Origin of the sequence: Streptomyces sp. NPDC057743 (assembly GCF_042798755.1) — a bacterium.
In the GTDB taxonomy this organism is placed as follows: domain Bacteria; phylum Actinomycetota; class Actinomycetes; order Streptomycetales; family Streptomycetaceae; genus Streptomyces.
In genome coordinates, this window is the sequence record NZ_JBHVJX010000014.1 from 121,311 (window position 1) to 145,550 (window position 24,240).

21 protein-coding genes and 1 riboswitch are annotated in these 24,240 nt (G+C 69.1%); of the genes, 12 read left to right on the top strand and 9 right to left on the bottom strand.

Annotated elements, in window-relative coordinates; all coding sequences use genetic code 11:
- Positions 1 to 300: 300 nt before the first annotated feature.
- The 9 genes from rpsB to ACFVFQ_RS18230 all read left to right on the top strand — a co-directional run bounded on the left by rpsB (position 301) and on the right by ACFVFQ_RS18230 (position 10,347).
- Positions 301 to 1,167: a 30S ribosomal protein S2 gene (gene rpsB, locus ACFVFQ_RS18190; RefSeq protein ID WP_383416553.1), complete on the top strand. Its 867-nt coding sequence runs from the start codon at positions 301 to 303 to the stop codon at positions 1,165 to 1,167.
- Positions 1,168 to 1,276: 109 nt separating this feature from the next.
- Positions 1,277 to 2,113 (top strand): translation elongation factor Ts, encoded by an 837-nt coding sequence (gene tsf / locus ACFVFQ_RS18195; RefSeq protein WP_383416556.1) that lies wholly within the window; start codon positions 1,277 to 1,279, stop codon positions 2,111 to 2,113.
- A 161-nt stretch (positions 2,114 to 2,274) separates the two neighbouring features.
- Positions 2,275 to 3,036 (top strand): UMP kinase, encoded by a 762-nt coding sequence (gene pyrH / locus ACFVFQ_RS18200; protein WP_383416559.1) that lies wholly within the window; start codon positions 2,275 to 2,277, stop codon positions 3,034 to 3,036.
- A gap of 175 nt (positions 3,037 to 3,211) precedes the next feature.
- Positions 3,212 to 3,769: a ribosome recycling factor gene (gene frr / locus ACFVFQ_RS18205; RefSeq protein ID WP_274912984.1), complete on the top strand. Its 558-nt coding sequence runs from the start codon at positions 3,212 to 3,214 to the stop codon at positions 3,767 to 3,769.
- The gene (locus ACFVFQ_RS18210) at positions 3,769 to 4,920 is read left to right on the top strand and encodes a phosphatidate cytidylyltransferase (protein ID WP_383416562.1); all 1,152 of its coding nucleotides are present in this window, start codon (positions 3,769 to 3,771) and stop codon (positions 4,918 to 4,920) included. Before frr ends, ACFVFQ_RS18210 begins: the two co-directional genes overlap by 1 nt.
- 168 nt (positions 4,921 to 5,088) lie before the next feature.
- Positions 5,089 to 6,201, top strand: coding sequence for a 23S rRNA (adenine(2503)-C(2))-methyltransferase RlmN (rlmN, locus tag ACFVFQ_RS18215; RefSeq protein ID WP_383416565.1), 1,113 nt, complete (start codon positions 5,089 to 5,091; stop codon positions 6,199 to 6,201).
- 38 nt (positions 6,202 to 6,239) lie between these two features.
- Positions 6,240 to 6,360, top strand: a riboswitch (TPP riboswitch).
- 103 nt (positions 6,361 to 6,463) lie between these two features.
- Positions 6,464 to 7,537, top strand: coding sequence for a thiamine ABC transporter substrate binding subunit (locus ACFVFQ_RS18220; RefSeq protein WP_383416568.1), 1,074 nt, complete (start codon positions 6,464 to 6,466; stop codon positions 7,535 to 7,537).
- A gap of 53 nt (positions 7,538 to 7,590) precedes the next feature.
- The gene (locus tag ACFVFQ_RS18225) at positions 7,591 to 9,276 is read left to right on the top strand and encodes an ABC transporter permease (RefSeq protein ID WP_383416571.1); all 1,686 of its coding nucleotides are present in this window, start codon (positions 7,591 to 7,593) and stop codon (positions 9,274 to 9,276) included.
- Positions 9,277 to 10,347, top strand: coding sequence for an ABC transporter ATP-binding protein (locus ACFVFQ_RS18230; RefSeq protein WP_383416574.1), 1,071 nt, complete (start codon positions 9,277 to 9,279; stop codon positions 10,345 to 10,347). It abuts the gene before it with no gap.
- A 54-nt stretch (positions 10,348 to 10,401) separates the two neighbouring features.
- Here the strand turns inward: ACFVFQ_RS18230 and ACFVFQ_RS18235 are convergent, their stop codons facing one another.
- The 5 genes from ACFVFQ_RS18235 to ACFVFQ_RS18255 all read right to left on the bottom strand — a co-directional run bounded on the left by ACFVFQ_RS18235 (position 10,402) and on the right by ACFVFQ_RS18255 (position 15,652).
- Complete coding sequence (locus ACFVFQ_RS18235; RefSeq protein ID WP_383416577.1) at positions 10,402 to 11,088, bottom strand: response regulator; 687 nt, start codon at positions 11,086 to 11,088, stop codon at positions 10,402 to 10,404.
- Positions 11,082 to 12,236 (bottom strand): sensor histidine kinase, encoded by a 1,155-nt coding sequence (locus tag ACFVFQ_RS18240; RefSeq protein ID WP_383416580.1) that lies wholly within the window; start codon positions 12,234 to 12,236, stop codon positions 11,082 to 11,084. The genes ACFVFQ_RS18235 and ACFVFQ_RS18240 overlap by 7 nt, the downstream gene beginning before the upstream one ends.
- 489 nt (positions 12,237 to 12,725) lie before the next feature.
- Positions 12,726 to 13,721 (bottom strand): hypothetical protein, encoded by a 996-nt coding sequence (locus ACFVFQ_RS18245; RefSeq protein ID WP_383416583.1) that lies wholly within the window; start codon positions 13,719 to 13,721, stop codon positions 12,726 to 12,728.
- Between the two features lie 352 nt (positions 13,722 to 14,073).
- On the bottom strand, positions 14,074 to 15,243 hold the full coding sequence (locus ACFVFQ_RS18250; RefSeq protein WP_383416586.1) for an LOG family protein: 1,170 nt from the start codon (positions 15,241 to 15,243) through the stop codon (positions 14,074 to 14,076).
- 1 nt (position 15,244) lies between these two features.
- Entirely contained in the window at positions 15,245 to 15,652 is a 408-nt protein-coding gene (locus ACFVFQ_RS18255) for a MarR family winged helix-turn-helix transcriptional regulator (protein ID WP_383416590.1), read from the bottom strand.
- 159 nt (positions 15,653 to 15,811) lie between these two features.
- Here ACFVFQ_RS18255 and ACFVFQ_RS18260 point away from each other — a divergent pair, with 159 nt between their 5' ends.
- A complete protein-coding gene (locus ACFVFQ_RS18260; protein WP_383416593.1) occupies positions 15,812 to 16,234 on the top strand; it encodes a RidA family protein in 423 nt (140 codons plus the stop codon).
- A 1,045-nt stretch (positions 16,235 to 17,279) separates the two neighbouring features.
- Here the strand turns inward: ACFVFQ_RS18260 and ACFVFQ_RS18265 are convergent.
- The 4 genes from ACFVFQ_RS18265 to ACFVFQ_RS18280 form a co-directional block, all read right to left on the bottom strand.
- A complete protein-coding gene (locus ACFVFQ_RS18265) occupies positions 17,280 to 18,461 on the bottom strand; it encodes a hypothetical protein (RefSeq protein ID WP_383416596.1) in 1,182 nt (393 codons plus the stop codon).
- The gene (locus tag ACFVFQ_RS18270) at positions 18,443 to 19,183 is read right to left on the bottom strand and encodes an ABC transporter ATP-binding protein (RefSeq protein ID WP_383416599.1); all 741 of its coding nucleotides are present in this window, start codon (positions 19,181 to 19,183) and stop codon (positions 18,443 to 18,445) included. Before ACFVFQ_RS18270 ends, ACFVFQ_RS18265 begins: the two co-directional genes overlap by 19 nt.
- A 214-nt stretch (positions 19,184 to 19,397) precedes the next feature.
- Entirely contained in the window at positions 19,398 to 20,759 is a 1,362-nt protein-coding gene (locus ACFVFQ_RS18275) for an aspartate aminotransferase family protein (RefSeq protein WP_383416601.1), read from the bottom strand.
- A 2-nt stretch (positions 20,760 to 20,761) separates the two neighbouring features.
- On the bottom strand, positions 20,762 to 21,256 hold the full coding sequence (locus ACFVFQ_RS18280) for an Lrp/AsnC family transcriptional regulator (RefSeq protein ID WP_383416605.1): 495 nt from the start codon (positions 21,254 to 21,256) through the stop codon (positions 20,762 to 20,764).
- Positions 21,257 to 21,431: 175 nt separating this feature from the next.
- Between ACFVFQ_RS18280 and ACFVFQ_RS18285 the strand changes: the two genes are divergently transcribed.
- Together ACFVFQ_RS18285 and ACFVFQ_RS18290 are read left to right on the top strand one after the other, a co-directional pair.
- Positions 21,432 to 22,886, top strand: a complete 1,455-nt coding sequence (locus ACFVFQ_RS18285) for a gamma-aminobutyraldehyde dehydrogenase (RefSeq protein ID WP_383416610.1) — start codon at positions 21,432 to 21,434, stop codon at positions 22,884 to 22,886.
- 133 nt (positions 22,887 to 23,019) lie between these two features.
- Complete coding sequence (locus tag ACFVFQ_RS18290) at positions 23,020 to 24,201, top strand: spermidine/putrescine ABC transporter substrate-binding protein (RefSeq protein WP_383416612.1); 1,182 nt, start codon at positions 23,020 to 23,022, stop codon at positions 24,199 to 24,201.
- The last annotated feature ends 39 nt before the right edge of the window (positions 24,202 to 24,240 follow it).

Below are 24,240 nucleotides of genomic sequence, written 5' to 3' on the forward strand. Positions count from 1 at the left end.
TGGTCAAAAGCTGTGGACGGAAGGGGGGTTGTGGATATCGGCGTCACCTTGAAGGGGCGCGAAATGGTGCGTGTCGCCTGGTGCATCGCCCGTCCCGTACACTTCTGATGGCGATCCGGGTCACCGGGTCGACTTCGCACGCCCCGCCGCCAGTGCAGCAGTCCCGTTCGGGCAGCACGTCGGCCGCGCTCCTCGGTCCTCGGAAGGTTCCACCCGGTTCCTCCCCAGGCAGGCGCGTCGGGGCGTCAGGCACTGCGATCAGCCGGTCGCGGTGGAACCGAGAAAACAAGGAGTACGGCCATGGCCGTCGTCACGATGCGGGAGCTGCTGGAGAGCGGCGTCCACTTCGGGCACCAGACCCGCCGCTGGAACCCGAAGATGAAGCGTTTCATCTTCACGGAGCGCAACGGCATCTACATCATCGACCTGCTCCAGTCGCTGTCGTACATCGACCGCGCCTACGAGTTCGTCAAGGAGACCGTCGCCCACGGCGGCTCGGTGATGTTCGTCGGTACGAAGAAGCAGGCCCAGGAGGCCATTGCTGAGCAGGCGACCCGCGTGGGCATGCCCTACGTGAACCAGCGCTGGCTCGGCGGCATGCTGACCAACTTCTCGACCGTCTACAAGCGTCTGCAGCGCCTCAAGGAGCTTGAGCAGATCGACTTCGAGGACGTGGCCGCCTCCGGCCTCACCAAGAAGGAGCTCCTGGTCCTCTCCCGCGAGAAGGCCAAGCTGGAGAAGACCCTCGGTGGTATCCGCGAGATGCAGAAGGTGCCCAGCGCCGTCTGGATCGTGGACACCAAGAAGGAGCACATCGCCGTCGGCGAGGCGCGCAAGCTCAACATCCCGGTTGTCGCGATCCTCGACACCAACTGCGACCCGGACGAGGTCGACTACAAGATCCCGGGTAACGACGACGCGATCCGCTCCGTCACCCTGCTCACCCGCGTGATCGCCGACGCCGTCGCCGAGGGCCTGATCGCCCGCTCCGGTGCCGCGACCGGCGACCAGAAGCCGGGCGAGAAGGCCGGCGAGCCGCTGGCCGAGTGGGAGCGCGACCTGCTCGAAGGCGACAAGAAGTCCGACGACGAGGCCGCCAAGGCCGAGGCCCCGGCCGCCGAGGCCGAGAAGCCCGCCGAGGCCGAGAAGCCGGCCGAGCAGGGCTGACCTCTCAGACTGGTTGGTTGACGGCGGGGGAGGGCGCCACAAGCGCCGCCCCCGCCGTCCACCCGTAGATCTTTCGACTTTCGCGATTTCGAGAAGAGATTCACAGACCATGGCGAACTACACCGCCGCTGACGTCAAGAAGCTCCGCGAGCTCACCGGCGCCGGCATGATGGACTGCAAGAAGGCCCTGGATGAGGCCGAGGGCAACGTCGACAAGGCCGTCGAGGTCCTGCGCGTCAAGGGCCAGAAGGGCGTCGCCAAGCGCGAGGGCCGCTCCGCCGAGAACGGCGCTGTGGTCTCCCTGATCGCCGACGACAACACCTCCGGTCTGATCCTTGAACTCAAGTGCGAGACCGACTTCGTCGCCAAGGGCGAGAAGTTCCAGGCCGTCGCCAACGCTCTGGCCGCGCACGTCGCCAAGACCAACCCGGCGGACCTTGAGGCCCTGCTCGCCTCCGAGATCGAGGCCGGCAAGACCGTCCAGGCGTACGTCGACGAGGCCAACGCGAACCTCGGCGAGAAGATCGTCCTGGACCGCTTCGCGCAGTTCTCCGACGGCTACGTGTCGGCGTACATGCACCGCACGATGCCCGACCTGCCGCACCAGATCGGTGTTCTGGTCGAGCTCGACAAGGACAACGCCGAGGTTGCCAAGGGCATTGCGCAGCACATCGCCGCGTTCGCCCCGAAGTACCTCTCCAAGGACGACGTGCCGGCCGAGGTCGTCGAGGCCGAGCGCCGCGTCGCCGAGGAGACCACCCGCGCCGAGGGCAAGCCCGAGGCCGCGCTGCCGAAGATCGTCGAGGGTCGCCTCAACGGCTTCTTCAAGGACGCGACGCTGCTCGGCCAGCCGTACGCGCTCGACAACAAGAAGTCCGTGGAGAAGGTTCTCCAGGAGGCCGGCGTCACCCTGAAGCGCTTCGCGCGCATCAAGGTCGGCATCTGAGCCTGCCGCGAGGCAGCGAATGACCTACGGCCCCGCTAGGGTCGTACGCAGTCGGCCGCTCATCGGTCGGCCGCAGATGTGACGAGGAGGCCATTGCCGGACAGGGATCTGACCAAGACCCACGGCAATGGCCTTCTTCGTATGTGCACGAGGAGAGCTCAATGAATCACGGTGCCGACGGCGCAGACACCCACAAAGCCGGTAAGCGACGCTTCCTTCTGAAGCTGTCGGGCGAGGCGTTCGCCGGTGGCGGCGGACTCGGTGTGGACCCCGATGTCGTGCACGCCATCGCCCGCGAGATCGCCGCGGTGGTCCGTGACGGTTATGAGATCGCCATCGTGATCGGCGGCGGCAACTTCTTCCGCGGTGCCGAACTCCAGCAGCGTGGCATGGACCGGGCCCGCTCCGACTACATGGGCATGCTCGGTACGGTCATGAACTGCCTGGCCCTCCAGGACTTCCTGGAGAAGGAGGGCATCGACTCCCGGGTCCAGACGGCGATCACCATGGGGCAGGTCGCGGAGCCGTACATTCCGCTGCGCGCGGTGCGCCACCTGGAGAAGGGGCGCGTTGTCATCTTCGGTGCCGGTATGGGCATGCCGTACTTCTCCACCGACACCACCGCCGCTCAGCGCGCCCTGGAGATCGACGCCGAGGCCATGCTGATGGGGAAGAACGGCGTGGACGGCGTCTACGACTCCGACCCCAAGAAGAACCCGGACGCGGTCAAGTTCGACGCCCTCGAATACGGCGAGGTCATCACCCGCGACCTGAAGGTTGCCGACGCCACCGCCATCACGCTGTGCCGGGACAACAAGCTCCCGATCCTCGTGTTCGAGCTGCTGGCCGAGGGGAACATCGCGCGTGCGGTGAAGGGTGAGAAGATCGGCACGCTCGTCAGCGATCAGAACACCCGGGCCTGACGGCCTCAACTGCCTGATTCCGTACGGGTGTCGGCCCGTACGGGCGGCAACCCCCGGTCGTGGGAAGACCCTCGGTACGGGGATGGACAACCGCCTGCCGGTCGGACACCGTGCAGGAGAAGACGCGCGGCAGGGGCGAGGCTCTGCTTCTTACCGATAAGACCAGGAGCAAGTGGTGATCGAAGAGATCCTCCTCGAAGCCGAGGAGAAGATGGAGAAGGCCGTCGTGGTCGCCAAGGAGGACTTCGCCGCGATCCGCACCGGGCGTGCGCACCCGGCGATGTTCAACAAGATCGTGGCGGACTACTACGGCGCCATGACGCCCATCAATCAGCTGGCGTCGTTCTCGGTGCCGGAACCGCGGATGGCCGTGGTGACCCCGTTCGACAAGAGCGCGCTGCGCAACATCGAGCAGGCGATCCGCGATTCGGACCTCGGCGTCAACCCGAGCAACGACGGCAACATCATCCGCGTGAACTTCCCGGAGCTCACCGAGGAGCGCCGGCGCGAGTTCATCAAGGTCGCCAAGAACAAGGCCGAGGACTCGAAGATCTCGATCCGCAGTGTGCGGCGCAAGGCCAAGGAGTCGCTCGACAAGCTCGTCAAGGACAAGGAGTCGGGCGAGGACGAGGTGCGTCGGGCCGAGAAGGAGCTCGACGACACCACCGCGAAGTACGTCGCGCAGGTGGACGAGCTCCTCAAGCACAAGGAATCCGAGCTCCTAGAGGTCTGATGAACGAGTCATCCTGGGGGACCCCGGTCGGCGCCGGACACTGGGGACCGCCCGATCACGGATCGGCCGCCTCGCTGCGCGGGGCGGCGCCCCCCGTCCCGGCGGGTCCCGTGCACGGCAGGGGCGGCGCGGCGCAGACTCGGCCCATGCCCATCGTGCCCGAGCCGGGCGGACACCAGGACGACCATCGGGACGTCCGGGATGACCAGGACAACCTGGACGACCGGGGGGCTGCTCGGCTGAGCGGCCCCCTGTTCCGCGACGACAGGCCGCAGGAGCCCATGCCCACCTCGCTCCCCGGGTCCGACCGTGACCCAGTGAAACCGCAGAAGAAGAGCGCGGGGCGCAATCTGCGCGCTGCCATAGGGGTCGGCGTCGGACTCGGCGCGGTGATCCTCGCCTCGCTCTTCGTCTACAAGCCGGTGTTCATCGGTGTCATAGCGCTCGCCGTCGTCGTGGGCCTGTGGGAACTGACCTCGCGGCTGGCGGAGCGCAAGGACATCCGGGTGCCGCTGGTTCCGCTCGCGGTCGGCGGCACCGCCATGGTGATCGCAGGGTATGTGCGCGGTGCCGAGGGGGCGTGGGTGGCGATGTCGCTCACCGCGCTCGCCGTCCTGGTCTGGCGGATGACGGAGGCGCCGCAGAACTACCTCCGGGACGTCACGGCCGGGGTCTTCGCGGCGTTCTACGTCCCGTTCCTGGCGACGTTCGTGGCCCTGATGCTGGCGGCCGCGGACGATGGGCCGCAGCGGGTGCTGACGTTCCTGCTGCTGACGGTCGTCAGCGACACCGGTGCCTACGCGATTGGTTGGCGCTTCGGGAAGAAGAAGCTGGCGCCGCGGATCAGCCCGGGTAAGACCCGCGAGGGACTCGTCGGTGCGGTGCTCTTCGCGATGGTGGCGGGCGCGCTGTGCATGCAGTTCCTGATCAAGGGCGGCGCCTGGTGGGAGGGGCTGCTGCTCGGCCTGGCGGTCGCGGTCAGCGCGACCCTGGGCGACCTCGGCGAATCCATGATCAAGCGGGATCTGGGCATCAAGGACATGGGCACCCTGCTGCCCGGCCACGGCGGGATCATGGACCGGCTGGACTCGCTGCTGCCGACCGCGCCGGTGGTCTGGCTGCTGTTCGTGATCTTCGTGGGAGCGGGCTGACCGCCGCCGGTTACCCTTGGAGGGCGCGCCGCTCGTTCGCGGCGCGCCCTTCCCGTTCCCGCGACCGCGGGGATGATCCGTGAGGTCCCCTGGTTCCGGCCCCGGCCGGCCCCTGGCTCCGCGTCGGCGGAAGCCGTCCGGCCTCGTCGCACAGAGGAGTTTCCGCCCATGGCACGCCCGGCCCCGGGAGAACTGACGTTTGTCGCCCCCCGCGGCGCCAAGAAGCCCCCACGGCACCTCGCCGACCTCAGCCCGGCCGAGCGCCGCGAGGCGGTGGCCGCGATCGGTGAGAAGCCGTTCCGCGCCAAGCAGTTGTCGCAGCACTACTTCGCCCGCTACGCGCACGACCCGGCGCAGTGGACCGACATCCCCGCGGCGGCGCGCGAGAAGCTGGCCGCGGAACTGCTCCCGGACCTGATGTCGGTGGTGCGACACATCTCGTGCGACGACGACGCCACCCGCAAGACGCTGTGGCGGCTGCACGACGGCACCCTCGTCGAGTCCGTGCTGATGCGCTACCTGGACCGGGTCACCATGTGCATCTCCTCGCAGGCCGGCTGCGGCATGAACTGCCCGTTCTGTGCCACCGGTCAGGCCGGGCTGGACCGCAACCTGACCACCGCGGAGATCGTGCACCAGATCGTCGACGGGATGCGGGCGCTGCGCGACGGCGAGGTTCCCGGCGGCCCGGCGCGGCTGTCCAACATCGTCTTCATGGGCATGGGCGAGCCGCTCGCCAACTACAAGCGCGTGGTCGGCGCTATCCGGCGGCTCACCGACCCCGAGCCCGACGGCCTGGGCCTCTCCCAGCGCGGCATCACCGTCTCCACCGTCGGACTGGTCCCGGCGATGCTGCGGTTCGCCGACGAGGGCTTCAAGTGCCGGCTCGCGGTCTCGCTGCACGCGCCCGACGACGAGCTGCGCGACACCCTCGTGCCGGTCAACACCCGCTGGAAGGTCCGCGAAGTGCTGGACGCGGCCTGGGAGTACGCCGAGAAGTCCGGCCGCCGGGTCTCGATCGAGTACGCACTGATCCGCGACATCAACGACCAGGCATGGCGCGGTGACCTGCTGGGGCGCCTGCTCAAGAACAAGCGGGTCCATGTCAACCTCATTCCGCTCAATCCGACGCCGGGCTCGAAGTGGACCGCCTCGCGGCCCGAGGACGAGGCGGCGTTCGTACGGGCCATTGAGGCGCACGGCGTGCCCGTGACCGTCCGGGACACCCGGGGCCAGGAGATCGACGGCGCCTGCGGTCAGCTGGCGGCCTCGGAACGCTGAGCCCCCGCTGGTACGGTGGCGTGGAAAAAAACGCACATACATTCCGACAGGGGAGCGCCACAGCGCTGAGAGTGCGGACGCGTCGTAGCCCTACGGCGCCCGCAGACCCTTGAACCTCGCCCGGGTCATTCCGGGTAGGAAGTTCGGTCGTCACTCATGCTGTTGCGCCCCGCCCACCGTTCGCTGCCGAGCGTCATCGACGCAAAGCGCAGTGGACACCGGGCGGGGCCGCGTCTCTTCCTGGCCAGCCAGGAGGAACTCAGTGAGCACCACCAGCAGGATCACCGCGGCAGCGCTCGCCGCGGCGGCCGGCATGACCGCACTCGCCGGGTGCGGCGGCTCCGGCGGCGGCGCGGACGCCAAGACCGTCACGCTCGTCAGCCATGACTCGTTCAACGCCTCCAAATCCGTGCTGGCCGCCTTCGAGAAGGAGACCGGCTACAAGGTCAAGGTGCTCAGGGGCGGGGACGCGGGCAAGGCCGTCAACCAGGCGATCCTGGCCAAGGACAACCCGCAGGGCGACGTCTTCTTCGGCATCGACAACACCCTGCTCTCGCGCGGCCTGAACGCCGGCCTCTTCACTCCGTACAAGGCCCAGGGCCTGGAGAACGTCCCGGCCGACCTCCAACTCGACAAGGACGCCCACCGCGTCACGCCCCTCGACTACGGCGACACCTGCGTCAACTACGACCGCGCCTACTTCACCCAGCACAAGCTGGCGCCGCCACAGAGCTTCGACGACCTGCTCAAGCCGGAGTACAAGAACCTGCTGGTCACCGAGAACTCCGCCACCTCCTCTCCGGGACTCGCCTTCCAACTCGGCACCATCGCCACCCACGGCGAGGCCGGCTGGCCGGACTACTGGAAGAAGCTCAAGGCCAACGGCGTCGAGGTCGTGGACAGTTGGGAGCAGGCGTACAACGAGCGCTTCTCGGGTTCCGCAGCCGGCAAGGGCAAGGGCGACAAGCCACTGGTGGTCTCCTACGCCTCCAGCCCACCCGCCGAGGTGATGGGCAAGAACCCCGCGCCCAAGGAGGCCCCGACCGGCGTCGCGACCGGCACCTGCTTCCGGCAGATCGAATTCGGCGGTCTGCTCAAGGGCGCCAAGAACGAGAAGGGCGGCAAGGCGCTGCTCGACTTCCTCCTGTCGAAGAAGTTCCAGGAGGACATGCCGCTGCAGATGTTCGTCAACCCGGCGCGCAAGGACGCCAAGGTGCCGGAACTGTTCACCCGCTACGGCACCGCGATCGACAAGCCGGCGACGCTCGCCCCGGCAACGATCACCAAGAACCGTGACCAGTGGGTCAAGCAGTGGTCCTCGCTCGTTCTGAAGTAGCCCCCGCCCGCCCCAGGAGGCCCGCGCGCGGCACGGCGGTGCGGCTCGGTCTGATGGCCCTGCCGCTCGCCTTCTTCGCGCTGTTCTTCGCCTATCCGGTCGCCGTGATCGTCGGGCGCGGGCTGAAGGACGGCGGACAGTGGCAGTTCGGCCGGTTCGCCGCCGTGCTGGGCGACCCGGACGTCCTCCATGTGCTGTGGTTCACCGTCTGGCAGGCGGCCGCCTCGACGGCGCTGACGCTGCTGGTCGCGCTGCCCAGCGCATACGTCTTCGCCCGCTTCGACTTCCCCGGCAAACAACTGCTGCGGGCGGTGGTCGCGGTGCCCTTCGTCCTGCCCACCGTCGTCGTCGGCTCGGCCTTCCTGGCGTTGGTCGGCCGGGGCGGACTGCTGGACAACCTGTGGGGCGTCCGGCTGGACACCTCGGTGTGGGCGATCCTGCTCGCGCACGTCTTCTTCAACTACGCGGTCGTCGTCCGCACCGTCGGAGGGCTCTGGGCCCAACTCGACCCGCGCCAGGAGGAAGCGGCCCGGGTCCTGGGAGCCGGACGGTTCGCGGCCTGGCGGAGGGTGACGCTGCCCGCGCTGAGACCGGCCGTGGCCGCCGCGGCGCTGATGGTGTTCCTCTTCACCTTCACCTCCTTCGGCGTCGTACAGATCCTGGGCGGGCCCACCTTCTCCACGCTGGAGGTGGAGATCTACCGGCAGACCGCCGACTTCCTGGATCTGCCCACCGCCGCCGTGCTGACCCTCGTCCAGTTCGCCGCCGTACTGGGCCTGTTGGGGCTGCACGCCTGGACCGTGCGGCGTCGCGAATCGACCCTGCGGCTCGTCGATGCCTCCCGCACCGCCCGCCGGCCGCAGGGCCGCGGCCAGTGGGCGCTGCTCTGGAGCACGCTCGCCGTCATCGCCGTGCTGCTCGTCCTGCCCTTGGCCGTGCTCGTCGAGCGGTCCTTCGCCGGGCCCCACGGCTACGGGCTGGTCTTCTACGAGACGTTGCACTCCGCCGCGTCCGCCGACAGCACCTTCGCCGTCGCCCCCCTCGACGCCCTCTGGAACTCCCTCGCCTACGGCGCCGCGGCCACCGCGATCGCCCTGCTGATCGGCGGCCTGGCGGCGGCCGCACTCACCCGCTCCCGGCCGGCGGCCGGCCCTTCGGGACGCACTCCGATGATCACCCGGCTGTTGCGCGGCTTCGACGGGCTGCTGATGCTGCCGCTCGGCGTCTCCGCCGTGACCGTCGGCTTCGGCTTCCTGATCACCCTCGACAAGCCGCCGCTGGACCTGCGGGAATCGTGGTGGCTGGTGCCACTCGCCCAGGCCCTGGTGGGCGTGCCGTTCGTGGTCCGCACCATGCTGCCCGTCCTGCGGGCGGTCGACGGCCGGCTGCGGGAGGCGGCGGCCGTCCTCGGCGCCTCGCCCTGGCGGGTCTGGCGCGAGGTGGACCTGCCGATGGTGCGACGAGCCGTGCTCATCGCGGCGGGCTTCGCCTTCGCCGTCTCGCTCGGCGAGTTCGGCGCGACCGTGTTCATCGCGCGGCCCGACCAGCCGACCCTGCCGGTGGCCGTGGCGCGACTGCTGGGCCGGGCCGGGGAGTTCAACTACGGCCAGGCGATGGCTCTTTCGACCATGTTGATGGTGGTGTGCGCGGGCGCCCTGCTGGCCCTGGAACGGATCCGTCTCCAGCCGCGGACCGGCTCGACCGGGGGCAGCGCCATCGACCACTCCGGGGAGTTCTAGATGACGGCACAGACCGGGACCACGACATCGCAGATGCTGCGGCTGGACGGCGTCACCGTCCGCTTCGGCGCGCCCGGTGCGGCCCCCGCGCTCGACGCGGTCGACCTGGACGTCGCGGCGCACGAAACCGTCTGCGTCCTCGGGCCCAGCGGAAGCGGCAAGTCCACCCTGCTGCGGGTGGTCGCCGGGCTGCAACGCACCGACGCGGGTGCGGTGTTGCTGGAAGGCCGAGACCAGACGGGGGTGCCCACGCACCGGCGCGGTGTCGGGTTGATGTTCCAGGACCACCAGCTCTTTCCGCAGCGCGACGTTGCGGGAAACGTGGCCTTCGGGCTGCGGATGCGGCGCTCCTCGCGCGCCGAGCAGGAGCGCACGGTCGCGGAACTGCTGGACCTCGTCGGCCTGCCGGGGGCACAGGGCCGGGCCGTGTCCTCCCTGTCCGGTGGTGAACAGCAGCGGGTCGCGCTGGCTCGCGCGCTCGCACCGAGCCCGCGGCTGCTGATGTTGGACGAGCCGCTGGGGCAGCTTGACCGGGGGCTGCGGGAGCGACTGGTCGTCGAACTGCGGCGGCTCTTCCGTGAGTTGGGGACGACCGTGCTGGCCGTTACCCACGACCAGGGCGAGGCGTTCGCGCTCGCTGACCGGGTCGTGGTGATGCGGGACGGCCGGATCGCCCAGAGCGGTACCCCTCTGGACGTCTGGCAGCGGCCCGCCAACGCGTTCGTCGCCCGCTTCCTCGGCTTCGACAACGTGGTCGAGGCCACCGTGCAGGGCGGGTCGGCCGTCACCCCGTGGGGCAAAGTGCCGGTTCCGGAGGGCACTTCGGACGGGCCCTGCCGGCTGCTCGTGCGCCCGGCCGGCGTCCGGCTGACCTCCCCGGAGGACGGGCTGCCCTGTCTGGTCGCGGCCCGCACGTTCCGCGGCACGCACGTGGCGCTGCTGCTTCAGCCGGCGGGCGCGCCGCAGGTGGAAGCGGCCTGCCCACTGAGCCAGGCGCCGGAGACGGGAGAGCGGGTGGGGATCTCCTTTGCCGCCGAGGACGTGGTGGTGCTGGACGCCACGGCGGAATAGCCGTGCCGCGTACCGAAGTTGTGCCATGGCTCGCTCCTTTCTTGCCGTGCGCCGCTAGACGCGCGGGGTAGGGGCGGGGCGTCGGCCCTGCGGGACGACCAGCCCCAGCTCATAGGCGAGGATCACCGCCTGGGCGCGGTCACGGAGGCCCATCTTTGTGAAGAGCCGGTTGATGTGGGTCTTGACGGTGTGATCGGTGATCGTCAGCCGTGTGGCGATCTCCGTGTTGGACAGCCCCTGGGCGATGTGGATGAGCACCTCCACCTCACGGTCGGTCAGCTCCTGCACCGTGCGCACCGGAACCGGCGCCGACCGCTGCTTGACGAACTCCCCGATCAGCCGCTTGGTCAGTTCGGGCGCCAGCAGCGCATTGCCCTCCGCCACCACCCGTACGGCATGCAGGAGTTCGGGGAACGTGGTGTCCTTGAGCAGAAAGCCACTGGCCCCGGCCGCGAGCGCGTCATAGACGTACTCGTCGAGACCGAACGTCGTCAGCATCAACGCCTTGGTGGCACCACGCGATGCCTGGGTGATCTCCCGCGCGGCCTCGATGCCGTTCTTGTGCGGCATCCGGATGTCCAACAGCGCTAAATCTGGGCGCCGTTCCGCGGCGATCCGGACCGCCTGGGTACCGTCCTCCGCCTCGCCCACCACTTCGATGTCGTCCTGGGTGGCCAGGAGGTTGACGAACCCGGTACGGACGATGGCCTGGTCGTCGGCCACGATTGCTCGGATCACCACGGGAGTTCCGCCTCTACGAGAAAGCCACCGTCCGGGCCCGGCCCGGCGGTCAACGTCCCACCGAGCAACACCGCCCGCTCCTGCATGCCGGCCAGGCCATGACCGTTGTGGACCACGCCCGGCGAGCCCGGCCCGTCGTCGGCGATCCGCACCGCCAACCGATCGGGCCGGTAACCGATCTCCACCCACGCATGGGCTCCCGGCGCATGCCGGCGCACATTGGTCAGCCCCTCCTGCACGATGCGGTACGCGGACAACTCGCAGGACGTGGGCAGTTCGCCCCGGTCGCCGTTGATCCGCAGTTCCACCTCGCCGCCGACCGAGCGGTGTTGTGCTATCAGCTCACCCAGTGCGTCCAGGGTTGGCTGCGGTGCCGTGCCGGCGTGGTCCTCGGGGCCCGTGCGCAGCACGCCTGACAGTCGACGCAGCTCCGCCATCGACGCGCGGGCGGACGCCGCGATCTGCTGGAAGTGGTCGTGGGCCTGCGGTGACAGATCCGGCGTGGTGTACGTCGCGCTCTCCGCCTGCACCGCGATCTCCGAGACCGAGTGCGACACCACATCGTGCAACTCGCGGGCGATCGCCGCCCGTTCGGCCTCGGCGGCCTGCCGCTTCTCCATCGCCAGGGTCCCGGCCTGCGCGGCCGACCGTTCCCGCCGTGTCTCTTCGCGCGCGCGTACCGCATCGCCCATCGACACCGCGGCCAGTGTCGCCAGGGTCAGCACGAACCACTCGGCGAACAGGTCGACGGAGTGCGACCGCGGGTGCCAGGAGACGATGTGCCAGGCATTCACCGCCAGGGACAGCGCCGAACCGCCGCCGACGACCAGCGCCGGGTGTGCGACTCGGTGACGACCGAGGGTGTAGCACGCCAGCAGGCCGCTGACGGCCGCCGCAAAAGAGAGGTCCGATCCGACCGCGAAGCTCACCAGGACCGCGACGGCCGAAACGGCTGCCGAGGCCGGGTGCGCACGACGCCATGACAGCGCCGCCGCAGACAGCAGCACGCAGAACGCGATCACCGCCGAGTGTCGCGGCACCACGACGAGTTCCACGGCCGCTAACGCCGTGAGGGCCCCGCCGGAGAGCCAGGGATAGAGGGGCAACGCGATCCATGCGCGTAACCGCTGCCGGAGAGAAGTGCTCATGCCGCTATCTTTTCGGCTCGCGGTGGTGCCGGCGTCGCCGCACGGTTTGATCCATGGCGACGATGTCATGCCACGGGTTGACGTCGAAGTTCGGTTGCTCGTTTGACGCTCCATGATCCGGCCTTCCATAGCCTCGTGATCAAGGCAAGGAAGGGAGCGTCATGAAGAAGCAACTGACCGGAAAATCAATGAACTTGATGTCGCCTGACGAACCGGTGGGCGTCGCGAGTGCGCAGCGAGGCCCGGGCGACGGACGCCGCGGGCGTAGACGCCTTGAGGCGTGGGTGTGGGGCGCGTGTGGGGAGGCACGGGTTCTTCGGGCTGCCGCACGCGGTGTTCGGTGGGGGACCGTTGACGAATGCACGATGGCGGATGACCGCGGCCCCGCGGGCGCGGGTCCGTATGGCAGCGACGGTTTTGGCCTCAAAGCCCCGCGCGATGCGTGCCCTCCGCAGGCGAGCCCCAGCTCGCCGCCCCTGCGAACCCGTCCTACCCGCCTGATCCAGCCGAGCCGGATGCCTGGCCTGCGAGGCGTCCCCGTTCCTTCCCGGGCATCTCCGCGTCACCCGGCTCGTGCTCCGGACCCGTTGCTCGCTCGGTATCCGACTCTGGGGCCAACTCCGGTTCGCCGAACCAGGCAACCGCCACGGCTCCGGCCACCGCGACCACAAATCCGAGGATCGCCATCCACGCGAAGCCCGGACGGGAGGAGTCCCCCAGCCACAGCACCCCGAGGATTCCGGGCACGACGGTCTCGCCCACCACCAGCGCCGCCGTGGCGCCGTTCACCGAACCGATCTGCAGGGCGACGGTGTGGAGGTACATCCCGCCGATGCCCGCGACCAGGATCGCGTAGAACGCAGGATCGCCGAGAAGGGACGGCAGATGGAACGGATCCACACCGTTCAACACGCGCACGCCGACGCCGAGCGCGCCGAAGCCCAGGCCGGACAGCAGACCCGCGAGGATCGCAGCTCGCCCGCCAAGCATCCGTACGAGCAGGGTTCCGCCCCCGATGATCACGATCGAGGCGATCAGCAGCCACCAGTGGGTGCTGATCGGCGTATGACCACTGCCCTCCGGTCCGGCGGCGGTGGCCAGCAGCACCAGCGCCGAGCAGACCACGGCGATGGAGGCCCACTCGGGACGGGTGAGTCGGATGTTCAGAAGCTTGATGCTCAGCACGGCCGTGATCACCAGGTTCGCGCTGATCACGGTCTGCGAAAGGAACAGCGGCAGCATCCGCGCCGCGAGCGCGCCCAGCCCGAAACCTATGAAGTCCAGCACGGTGCCGAGCATGAATTCCCAGGTCACGGCCGCCTTGGCGGTCGAAGAAAGACTCGGACCGCCGTGCTGGGTAAGGGCGCTGCTGGATGCCTTCGCCGCCTCCTGACGAGCGGACTTGCGCGAGCCCACCGCCTGCAGGACCGAACCCGTGCCGTAGCAGGCGGATGCCGCCGTGGCCGTCAGAAGGCCGATGATCACCGAGAGCTCCGTTCGCGCGCTGCATTACCTGTTCATTACCTGGCCTGGCAGACGCGCATTTCGGGAGGTGAGTTGCCTCGACGGGCAAAAAGTTCTTCCGTCGGCTGTGCGGTCACGCGGAGTGGGGTGGGGATCGCAATGGTGGAGGGGCCGACGAGTCGGACCTCCGGTTGGTCCCGGCGCATGGGGTGGGCCAGGCCGTACGCGGTCGTCGGTCCGTGCATGAGCTCTCTGGAGAGCGATGACGTCCACGACGACGAGCCGTCCCGTCTGCGGCCCTCCCTCGCCCTGCCGCTCTTCCGCACGCCCGTCAAGAGCACGTCGACGAAGAGATCACCTCCGACGAGTGAGTTCACGACCTGCCGTCGGCGTCTTTGCCCTCAGCGGCGAGGCGGGCCAATGCCGCCGGGGCGTCGTCCACGGAATCGACCAGAGCGATCTTGGCGGCCATCGGGTGGCCGGTGGCCAGCGTCCGGAGCAACGGCCAAGCCGGCAGCGCCTCGGTCCAATGGCGACGGTTCACCAGCACCATGGGCGTCGGCTCACCGTGCGGCCGGTAGTAGTTCAAGGTTGCGGCGTCGAAGACCTCTTGCACGGTGCCGGCCGCACCCGGCAGGAACACCACGCCGGCGTTCGCCCGGGCCAACAGGCCCTCCTCGCGCAGCGCGTTGACGAAGTACTTCGCGATATGGGTTGCGAAGGCGTTCGGTGGCTCGTGCCCGTAGAACCAGGTGGGCATGGCGACCGAGGGGCCACCGTTGGGTCGGCTCCGGAGCACTTCGACGGCGGTGCGCGCCCAATCCGTGACCGAGGGCCTGAAGTGCGGTGTTTTGGAGAGGAGTTCCAGTGCCTCGTCCAGCGCTGCGTCGTCGTGGGGAGCGGTGTACGCCCCGAGGTTCGCCGCTTCCATCGCGCCGGGGCCACCACCGGTAGCGACGGTCAGGCCGTCGCGGCTGAGGCGGCGCCCGAGCCTGGCCGCACCCACGTAGGCGTCGGAACCACGTGCCACGGCGTGCCCGCCCAGGATGCCCACCACGCGTGCACCGGCGAGATGGTCGTCCAAGGCGTCCGAGATGGCGTCGTCGTGGATGCTCCGCAGCATGCTGGCGACCACCTCGCCGGCCGCCTTGGTCTCCTGGAACCAGCGATACGTACGCGCATCAGGAGTGGCGTCGTAGCCGGCTTCGAGCAGGCCCGAGAAGAGGTCGCCCGGTGCGTAGAGGGTGCGGTGATAGGGATCGAACGGCAGGCCCGGCACGGGTGGGAAGATCAAGGCGCCGCTGGCGCGCACCTTCGCGGCGGCGTCCGGTTCCATCTCGCAGCCGAGGAAGACGGAATCCGTGGTGTCCGTGGCCAGCAGCGCGAACGTACGGGTCGTCAGATCGAGGGACCGGAGGCGGTATCCGGCGAGGCTGCCGGATGCGGCAGCCTGGTCGAACTCCGCGAGTGAACCGATCTCTTGGCGGCGTTGGCAGGGACCGAGGTGGGCCGGGTGCTCTGCATGGGGCTGCACGTCCACCATGTTAGGGCCGCAGGGACTTCACCAGGGGCCCGAGCAGGCCGTCTTCGGCCGCGGAGTCGAGGGCGGCGCTCAGCGCGCTGTCATACGTCGGGCGCGCCTTGCTCTGTACCTCCCGGCCCTCATCGGTGATCACGCTGTAGACGCCGCGCCGGTCGTCGGGGCACAAGTCCCGGCGGGTCAGGCCGGACGATTCCAGCCGCGAGGCCAGTCGGCTCACCGAACTCTGATTGAGGCCGATCAGATCGGCGAGCTCCTGCATCCGCAACTCGCCGTCCTCCGACTCCACCAGGCGGGCCAGCGCACGGTACTCGGACAGCCCGAGCTGGTGGTGCTGTTGCAGGGCCTTCGCCAGTTCCTGCTCGACGCGGGTGTGCAGCGCCCCGAACCGGTCCCAGTGCTCCGCATCCATCCTCTTCCGCTTTCTTCCGTCGTCCGCCATCTCCGACGTTCCTTCCCGGCATCTTTCGAGGCGTTTTCCACTGGCCCTTGACAGCAGCGTACATGCACCTGAAACTTATGTATGTGCATGCAAGAGATGTATGCACATGGAGAATCTAAGGGGACTGTCATGTCGTCGACCGGAGTTGTAGATGCGGGAAGTGCGCGAGGAATCCAGCGCGTCTCCACCACGCCGGACTGGTACGAGCCGTACAAGATTTCGCAGGCCATCAAGGCCGGCGGGCTGATCCATGTGTCCGGGCAGGCGGGAATTGACGAGCAGGGGCGGACGGTCTCGGATGACTTCCTGGCCCAGGGGCGGCAGGCGTTCGCGAACGTCGAGCGGGTCCTCGTCGAGGCCGGTTCCTCGCTCGCCGATGTGGTGAAGGTCGGTATCTTCGTCACGAACATGGCGGCTGAGCTCCGCCATGTCATCGCGCTGCGCGAGGAGTTCCTCTCCGAGCCCTACCCTGCGGACACCCTGCTCGAAGTGTCGTCGCTGGCCCAACCGGAGTGGCGAATAGAGGTCGAGGTCACTGCGCTCGCCCGCTGACGCCTGCCTCGTCGCCGCCTGACAGCGGCCCTGCCCCGCGCGGCCGCATGGTCCCGCCGCGATCCGGTGCTCCCCCAACGACCCCGGACCTGGGCGCCTGCTCGGCACCGGACGCTGCCCACACCGACGGTCGTCAGACGAGCCGGGCTCGGTCACGACCGTGTCAGATCCCCTGCTGCAACGACCGCGACCATGACCACCACAGCAACTACATCAAGGAGCCGATCGACCAGAGCGAGCCAGTCAACGGGCTCAATTCCAATGATCGAACCCGCCGAGCCCCGACCCGCCCCCGTCACAACGTGCCACCGCCGAGAACCTGCACTGCCTCAGAAGCGCGGAGCGACAGAAGAACGCCCCTATGCCGCAAGGGACTTCAGCTCGCCCCGGCTTCGACACCCCACCCCTCGGCACTAGCCTGCAACGCCTCGCCGGCCAAGGAGCGCCGCCGCGAACCCCGGGGGCTGGCAACTCCGAGCTCAACGAACTCGCAGCTGACCGCCCTCGGCACACCCCATGTGCCAGCGGCCAAGCCATCTACGCTCAACGTTCCGGAGGCCAATGAGCCAAACCCAAACCCAAACCCAAGCGCGCCCGAGCCCAACACCCCAAGGCTCAATGCGGCATTGCTCAACGCGCGACAGCCCCCTCTACCGGATGCCGACGCATCCGAATCCAACGAACCCGACACCACCACGTTGCAACGCGATCCCTCGGCGCCCGTCGCATCCGCGCCCACCGCGTCAGCACGCATCACCTTGGTCCCCATGACAGCGGCTCAGTTCGCATCCCCGCCCATCCCGCAGGCACTCAAGCGTCGAACCACATGGTCGGCACTCCATGCGTCAAATCGCACCCCGTCAACATCGCCCAACTCCCCAGAACCCAATAGACCGAGATCGAGACCGGAGCCGAGATCGAGACCGGGGCTGTGGCCGAGAACGGGACCAAGCCCGGTCCCCGCTCTGCCCGCTTCGCGCGCACCGCCTCCGCCTCAGCCACCGCCGAGGCCCACCACCTCGCCGTATCGGGCCGCGCTCCCGGCTCAGCGCACCAGCGGGAGGGTGGCCATTTCGGCGACGGTCCATGTCAGGGGGCCGAGGACGAGGAGCAGGGCCAGCGTGCGCAGGGCCGTCGCGCGGTGGAAGACGGAGGCGGAGGCGCCGAGCCGGCGCAGGGCCGCCGTGGTGTGGGCGCGGGCGGTCCGGGATTCCCAGGCGGCGGTGAGCGCGCTGGCGCTGACGCAGGCGAGGATGACCGTCGCGCCGACGGCGGTGAAGGGGCCGAGCGGACGGGAAGGGGCGGCTTCGTACACCGCGGTGGCGGCATAGCCGGCGGAGGCGACCGCGCAGAGGACGCCGATCGGGCGGCCCAGGCGGTGGGACTCCTCTTGGAGTACGCGACCGGAGAGCAGCCGCAGCGCGCCGGGGCGGCCCGCGCACAGCAGCTGTCCGGAGAGGTACACCAGGCCAGGGCCGGCCAGCACCAGGCCGAAGGCGGCGAGGGCCCAACCGATCAGCACGCCCGGCGGGCTGACGAACAGTCGGCCGGGGAGGGGCAACAGCCCGCCGGGGGTGCCGGCGGCGGGGCTGGTGTATGCCTCGATGGCCAGGCCGGCGGCGGTCAGGGCGACGCCCCAGGGGAGACCGGAGGGGGCTGCGGTGGCGGCGGGGAGCGCGAGGTCGAGGGCGCCCGGTTCGGTGCGGGGGCGGAGAGAGAAGGCGGTGGCCGTGGCGGCGGTCAGTGGGATCACGGACAGCAGCATGAGGGCGCCGACCAGCGGCACGGGGTGGCCGGCGCCGAGCAGGCCGGCGTCGACGGACGGGGAGCCGGCGCCAGCACCGGCGCTGATGCCGCCGAGGTTGCTGCGGAGGGACAGGAAGGCGGCGAGGGAGAGGAGGATGCCGAGGAGGCAGGAGAGTGCGGTCGAGGTCGCGGCAAGCAGGGTGAGACGCAGCGGGCCCAGACCGGCGGCGGTCATGCCCCGTTGGAGGCGGGCGGCGGGGTCGGTGCGGGCCACGGACACCGCGAGTTGTGTGGTGGCCGCGAGCGGGACGGCGCACCACAGGAGTCGGGCCAGGGAGTCGCCGGCCGCGTCGGGGTGGGCGGCGGCGTGACCGAGGGCGCCCAGCACCAGGAAGCCGGTGCCGGCCGCCGCGGCGGCGACGAAGAGTCGGCGCAGCAGGACGAGGGGGTGAGTGCCACGGGCTAGACGGAGAGCGAGCACGCTGCCCTGCTTTCCTCATCGGGGGCGCCGGTGGCCTCGGGGACGGCGCCGGAGCGGCGGCCGTCGAAGAGGGTGAGGGTCCGGTCGGCGAGCGCGGCGACCTGGGGATCGTAGGTCGCCAGGACCACGGTGATGTGGTGCGAGCGGGCCGCGGTGGTCAGGGTGCGCAGCACTTGGGTGCCGTCGGCGCTGTGCAGCGGGGCGGTCGGTTCGTCCGCGAAGAGCAGCTGCGGGGCGGCGGCCAACGCACGGGCGATGGCGACGCGTTGGCGCTGGGTCTGGTCGAGCCGGGCGGGGCGGTGGCGGGCGCACATGCCGACGTCGAGGCGTTCCAGCCATTCGATGGCGGTGTGTTTGGCCTCGCGGTGACGCGTGCCGCGTAGCAGGAGGGGGAGGGCGGCGTTCTCCCAGCAGGTGAGTTCGGGGACGAGGTGGGGCTTGGTGTCGATCCAGCCGAACCGGTCGAGACGCAGCCGTTCGCGGCTGGGGGAGGAGAGGGTGTGTACGGGGGCGCCGTTGAACCAGATCTCGCCCTCGGTCGGGACGAGTTGGCCGGAAAGGCATTTCAGGAGTGTGGTCTTGCCGCTGCCGCGAGGGCCGGTGACGGCGAGGATCTCGCCCTCGTGCACGCCGAGCGAGACGCCGGTCAGGGCGGCGGTGGAGCCGTGCATGTGGTGCAGGCCGCGGGCCCAGAGAACGTCGTTGTCAGGCGGGGCCACCATCTGCACACCTCTCGCTGGTTCGCTGGTCGTTCCGCCGGCCGGGGGAACGAACACGGAGGGTATCGGTCACCAGCACGGTAAGGAATCGGGTCCCCGGTCATTTGTGGCTCGGCAGCCACAACGGCCCAGAATCACTCGTATGGGTGGGGGACGAGTGAATCCGGGCCGTTGGATGTTCAGTTGTCTCCCAGCGGACCAGGAGGGGGTGCCGTGATCAGAGCTTGGACCAGGCCTCGGTGAGGACGGAGCGCAGGATCTGCTCGATCTCGTCGAAGACCGGCTGGTCGGCGATGAGCGGCGGGGCGAGCTGGATGACCGGGTCGCCACGGTCGTCGGCGCGGCAGTAGAGGCCGTTGTCGTACAGCGCCTTGGAGAGGAAGCCGTAGAGGACGCGCTCGGTCTCCTCGTCGTTGAAGGACTCCTTGGTGGTCTTGTCCTTGACGAGCTCGATGCCGTAGAAGTAGCCGTTTCCGCGGACGTCGCCGACGATCGGCAGGTCGTGCAGCTTCTGGAGGGTGCTCAGGAACTTGCCCTCGTTGTCGAGGACGTGCTTGTTGAGGCCCTCGCGCTCGAAGATGTCGAAGTTCGCCAGCGCCACGGCCGAGGAGACCGGGTGGCCGCCGAAGGTGTAGCCGTGCAGGAAGGTGTTGTCGCCCTTGTAGAACGGCTCGGCGAGGCGGTCGGAGATGATGCAGGCGCCGATCGGGGAGTAGCCCGAGGTCATGCCCTTGGCGCAGGTGATCATGTCCGGGACGTAGTCGAACTTGTCGCAGGCGAACATGGTGCCGAGGCGGCCGAAGGCGCAGATGACCTCGTCGGAGACGAGCAGCACGTCGTACTGGTCGCAGATCTCGCGGACCCGCTGGAAGTAGCCGGGGGGCGGCGGGAAGCAGCCACCGGCGTTCTGGACCGGCTCCAGGAAGACGGCGGCGACGGTCTCCGGGCCCTCGAAGAGGATCTGCTGCTCGATCTGGTCGGCGGCCCAGCGGCCGAACGCCTCGGGGTCGTCGCCGAAGAGCGGGGCGCGGTAGATGTTGGTGTTGGGGACCTTGTGCGCGCCGGGGACCAGCGGCTCGAAGGGGGCCTTCAGGCCCGGCAGACCGGTGATCGACAGGGCGCCCTGCGGGGTGCCGTGGTAGGCGACCGCGCGGGATATGACCTTGTGCTTGGTTGGCTTGCCGACGAGCTTGAAGTACTGCTTGGCCAGCTTCCAGGCGGTCTCGACGGCCTCGCCGCCACCGGTGGTGAAGAAGACCTTGTTGAGGTCGCCCGGCGCGTAGTGCGCCAGGCGCTCGGCCAGCTCCACGGCCTTGGGGTGGGCGTAGGACCACACCGGGAAGAAGGCCAGTTCCTGGGCCTGCTTGTAGGCGGTCTCGGCGAGCTCGACCCGGCCGTGGCCGGCGTTGACCACGAACAGGCCGGCGAGGCCGTCGATGTAGCGCTTGCCCTTGTCGTCGTAGATGTTGGTGCCCTCGCCGCGCACGATCGTGGGCACGGGGGCGTTCTCGTACGACGACATGCGGGTGAAGTGCATCCACAGGTGGTCGTACGCCGTCTTGGAGAGGTCCGCGCTCATTGCTATCTCGTTCCCCAGGTGTAGGTCTGCTTCCGGAGCTTGAGGTACACGAAGCTCTCGGTGGATCGGACGCCGGGAAGCGTGCGGATCCGCTTGTTGATCATTTCCAGAAGGTGGTCGTCGTCCTCGCAGACGATCTCGATGAGGAGATCGAAGGAGCCTGCGGTCATGACGACGTATTCGACTTCCTCCATGGTCGTCAGGGCGTCGGCCACGGGGTCGAGGTCGCCCTCGACGTTGATGCCGACCATTGCCTGCCGGCGGAAACCGACCGTGAGGGGGTCGGTGACCGCGACGATCTGCATCACGCCTTGGTCGAGCAGCTTCTGTACGCGCTGACGTACCGCCGCCTCGGACAGGCCGACGGCCTTGCCGATCGCGGCGTACGGACGGCGCCCGTCTTCCTGGAGCTGCTCGATGATCGCCAGGGAGACGGAGTCGATCGACGGGGTGCCGGTTCTGTCATGACTGCTATTACGGGGCGCCACGTCCTTCACTGTGCACGAGGTTCGACGGTATGGCAACCCTGAATCAATGAAATCAGTTGTCGATCGACAGAGATTTCACTGATTCCGTTGTTCGAAGGGTGTGGGTGTGTTGAAAACGTGGTCCGCGCGGCTAGTGTGGGAGCGCAACCACCGGACATCTGACACTGACTGAAGGGGGCGCACAGTGACCACCGCACTGCGTCGTCTGCGCAACTACATCGACGGGGAGTTCCGGGACGCCGCCGACGGCCGGACCACGGAGGTGGTCAACCCGGCGACGGGTGCGGCGTACGCCACCGCTCCCCTCTCCGGCGCCGCGGACGTGGACGCGGCCATGGCCGCCGCCGAGGCCGCCTTCCCCGCCTGGCGCGACCTGATCCCGGCCGAGCGCCAGAAGGTCCTGCTCAAGGTCGCCGACCGCTTCGAGGAGCGCGCCGAGGAGCTGATCGCCGCTGAGTCCGAGAACTGCGGCAAGCCGATCGCCCTCGTGCGCTCCGAGGAGATCCCGCCGATGGTGGACCAGATCCGCTTCTTCGCGGGTGCCGCCCGGATGCTGGAGGGCCGCTCGGCCGGCGAGTACATGGACGGCTTCACCTCCATCATCCGCCGCGAGCCGGTCGGCGTCTGCGCCCAGGTCGCGCCGTGGAACTACCCGATGATGATGGCCGTTTGGAAGTTCGCCCCGGCGCTGGCCGCGGGCAACACCGTGGTCCTCAAGCCCTCCGACACCACCCCCGCCTCCACGGTGCTGATCGCCGAGATCATCGGCAGCGTCCTGGACGAACTCGGTCACCCCCGCGGCGTGTTCAACGTCGTCTGCGGCGACCGGGAGACTGGCCGGCTGATGGTCGAGCACAAGACCCCGGCGATGGCGTCGATCACCGGCTCGGTGCGCGCCGGCATGCAGGTGGCCGAGTCCGCGTCCAAGGACCTCAAGCGGGTCCACCTGGAGCTCGGCGGCAAGGCCCCGGTCGTGGTCTTCGAGGACACCGACATCCCCAAGGCCGTCGAGGACATCGCGATGGCCGGCTACTTCAACGCTGGCCAGGACTGTACGGCCGCCACCCGGGTGCTCGTCCAGGAGTCCATCCACGACGAGTTCGTCGCGGCGCTGGCCAAGGCCGCCTCGGAGACCAAGACCGGCGCGGTCGACGACGAGGACGTGCTCTACGGCCCGCTGAACAACGCCAACCAGCTGGCGCAGGTCAAGGGCTTCATCGAGCGGCTGCCCGCGCACGCCAAGATCGAGGCCGGCGGCGAACAGGTCGGCGAGCAGGGCTACTTCTTCGCCCCGACCGTCGTCTCGGGCCTGAAGCAGGACGACGAGATCGTCCAGCACGAGGTCTTCGGCCCGGTGATCACCGTCCAGTCGTTCGTCGACGAGGAGCAGGCGGTCCAGTGGGCCAACGGCGTCGAGTACGCCCTGGCGTCCTCGGTGTGGACCAAGGACCACGCCCGCGCGATGCGGATGTCCAAGGTCCTCGACTTCGGCTGCGTGTGGATCAACACCCACATCCCGCTGGTCGCCGAGATGCCGCACGGCGGCTTCAAGAAGTCCGGCTACGGCAAGGACCTGTCGGCCTACGGCTTCGACGACTACACCCGGATCAAGCACGTGATGACCTCGCTGGACGGCTGAACCGGCCGTCCCCGTAAGGGGGTTCGCGCCGTCGAGCGACCCGGAACGCTCGACACACCGTCGCGGGCGGAGGCCCGGCAACCGACGCTCTGTCTCTTGCCGCCTTCGCCCGCGACGCGTGAGAGTGCTCGCCATGGCTGATCTTTCGCGGCGTTCGCTGCTTCGGGGCATGGGTGGAATCGGTGTGACCGGGGCGCTGGCCGCCATGACGGGATGCGGCGTGCCGCCGGCCTACGTCGAGGCCGCCGACCGCGAGGCCCCGGACCGCTCCGCCCGCGAGCACAAGCTGGTCTTCGCCAACTGGCCGCTCTACATCGACGTCGACGACCACGACAAGCGGCGCCGCCCCACGCTGGACGCGTTCCAGAAGCGCACCGGGATCTCGGTGACGTACACCGAGGAGATCAACGACAACGACGAGTTCTTCGGCAAGATCAGCCCCGCGCTGATGAACCACCAGCCCACCGGGCGGGACCTGATCGTCATCAGCGACTGGATGTGCGCCCGGTACGTCCGGCTGGGCTGGGTCGAGACGATGGACCGCGGGGCCCAGCCGAACGTCGCCAGGAACCTCGATCCGCTGCTGCGCGGCCCGCACTTCGACCCCGGCCGGCGGCACTCCGTCCCCTGGCAGTCCGGCATCACCGGCATCGCCTACAACCGTCGGAAGCTGGGCCGGGAGATCCGGCACACCGCCGACCTGTGGAAGGACGACCTGCGGGGCCGGGTCACGCTGCTGGCCGGGCTGGACGAGGCGTTCGCGATGCTGCTCCAGGGCAACGGCGTGGACATCACCCGTTGGATCGCCGACGACTTCCACCGGATGATCGACCAGGTGCGCGCGCAGGTCCGCAAGGGGCAGATCCGCCGGTTCACCGGCAACGACTACATCAAGGACCTGGACTCCGGCGATGTGCTCGCCGCGCAGGCGTACTCCGGCGACGTCATCCAACTCAAGGCGGACAACCCGGACATCGAGTTCGTGGTGCCCCAAGAGGGCGCGGAGCTGTGGGCGGAGAGCATGATGATCCCCAACCTTGCGGCCCACAAGCGGAACGCCGAGCGGTTGATCGACTACTACTACCAGCCGGAGGTCGCGGCCGAGCTCGCCGCCTGGGTCAACTACGTCTGCCCGGTGCCGGCCGCGCGGGAGGTCCTGGCCGCGTCCAAGGACAAGGAACGGGCCCAACTGGCCGAGGACCCGCTGATCTTCCCCGATGCGGCGCTGCGCAAGCGGCTGGCCATCGCGCGGGACATCACGGCGAAGGAGCGCGTCGAGTTCGCCAAGGCGTGGAACGGGATCGTGGGGTTGTAGGGGGAGGGAGCGGAGGGGGCCGGGGCGTCGACGCGTGCG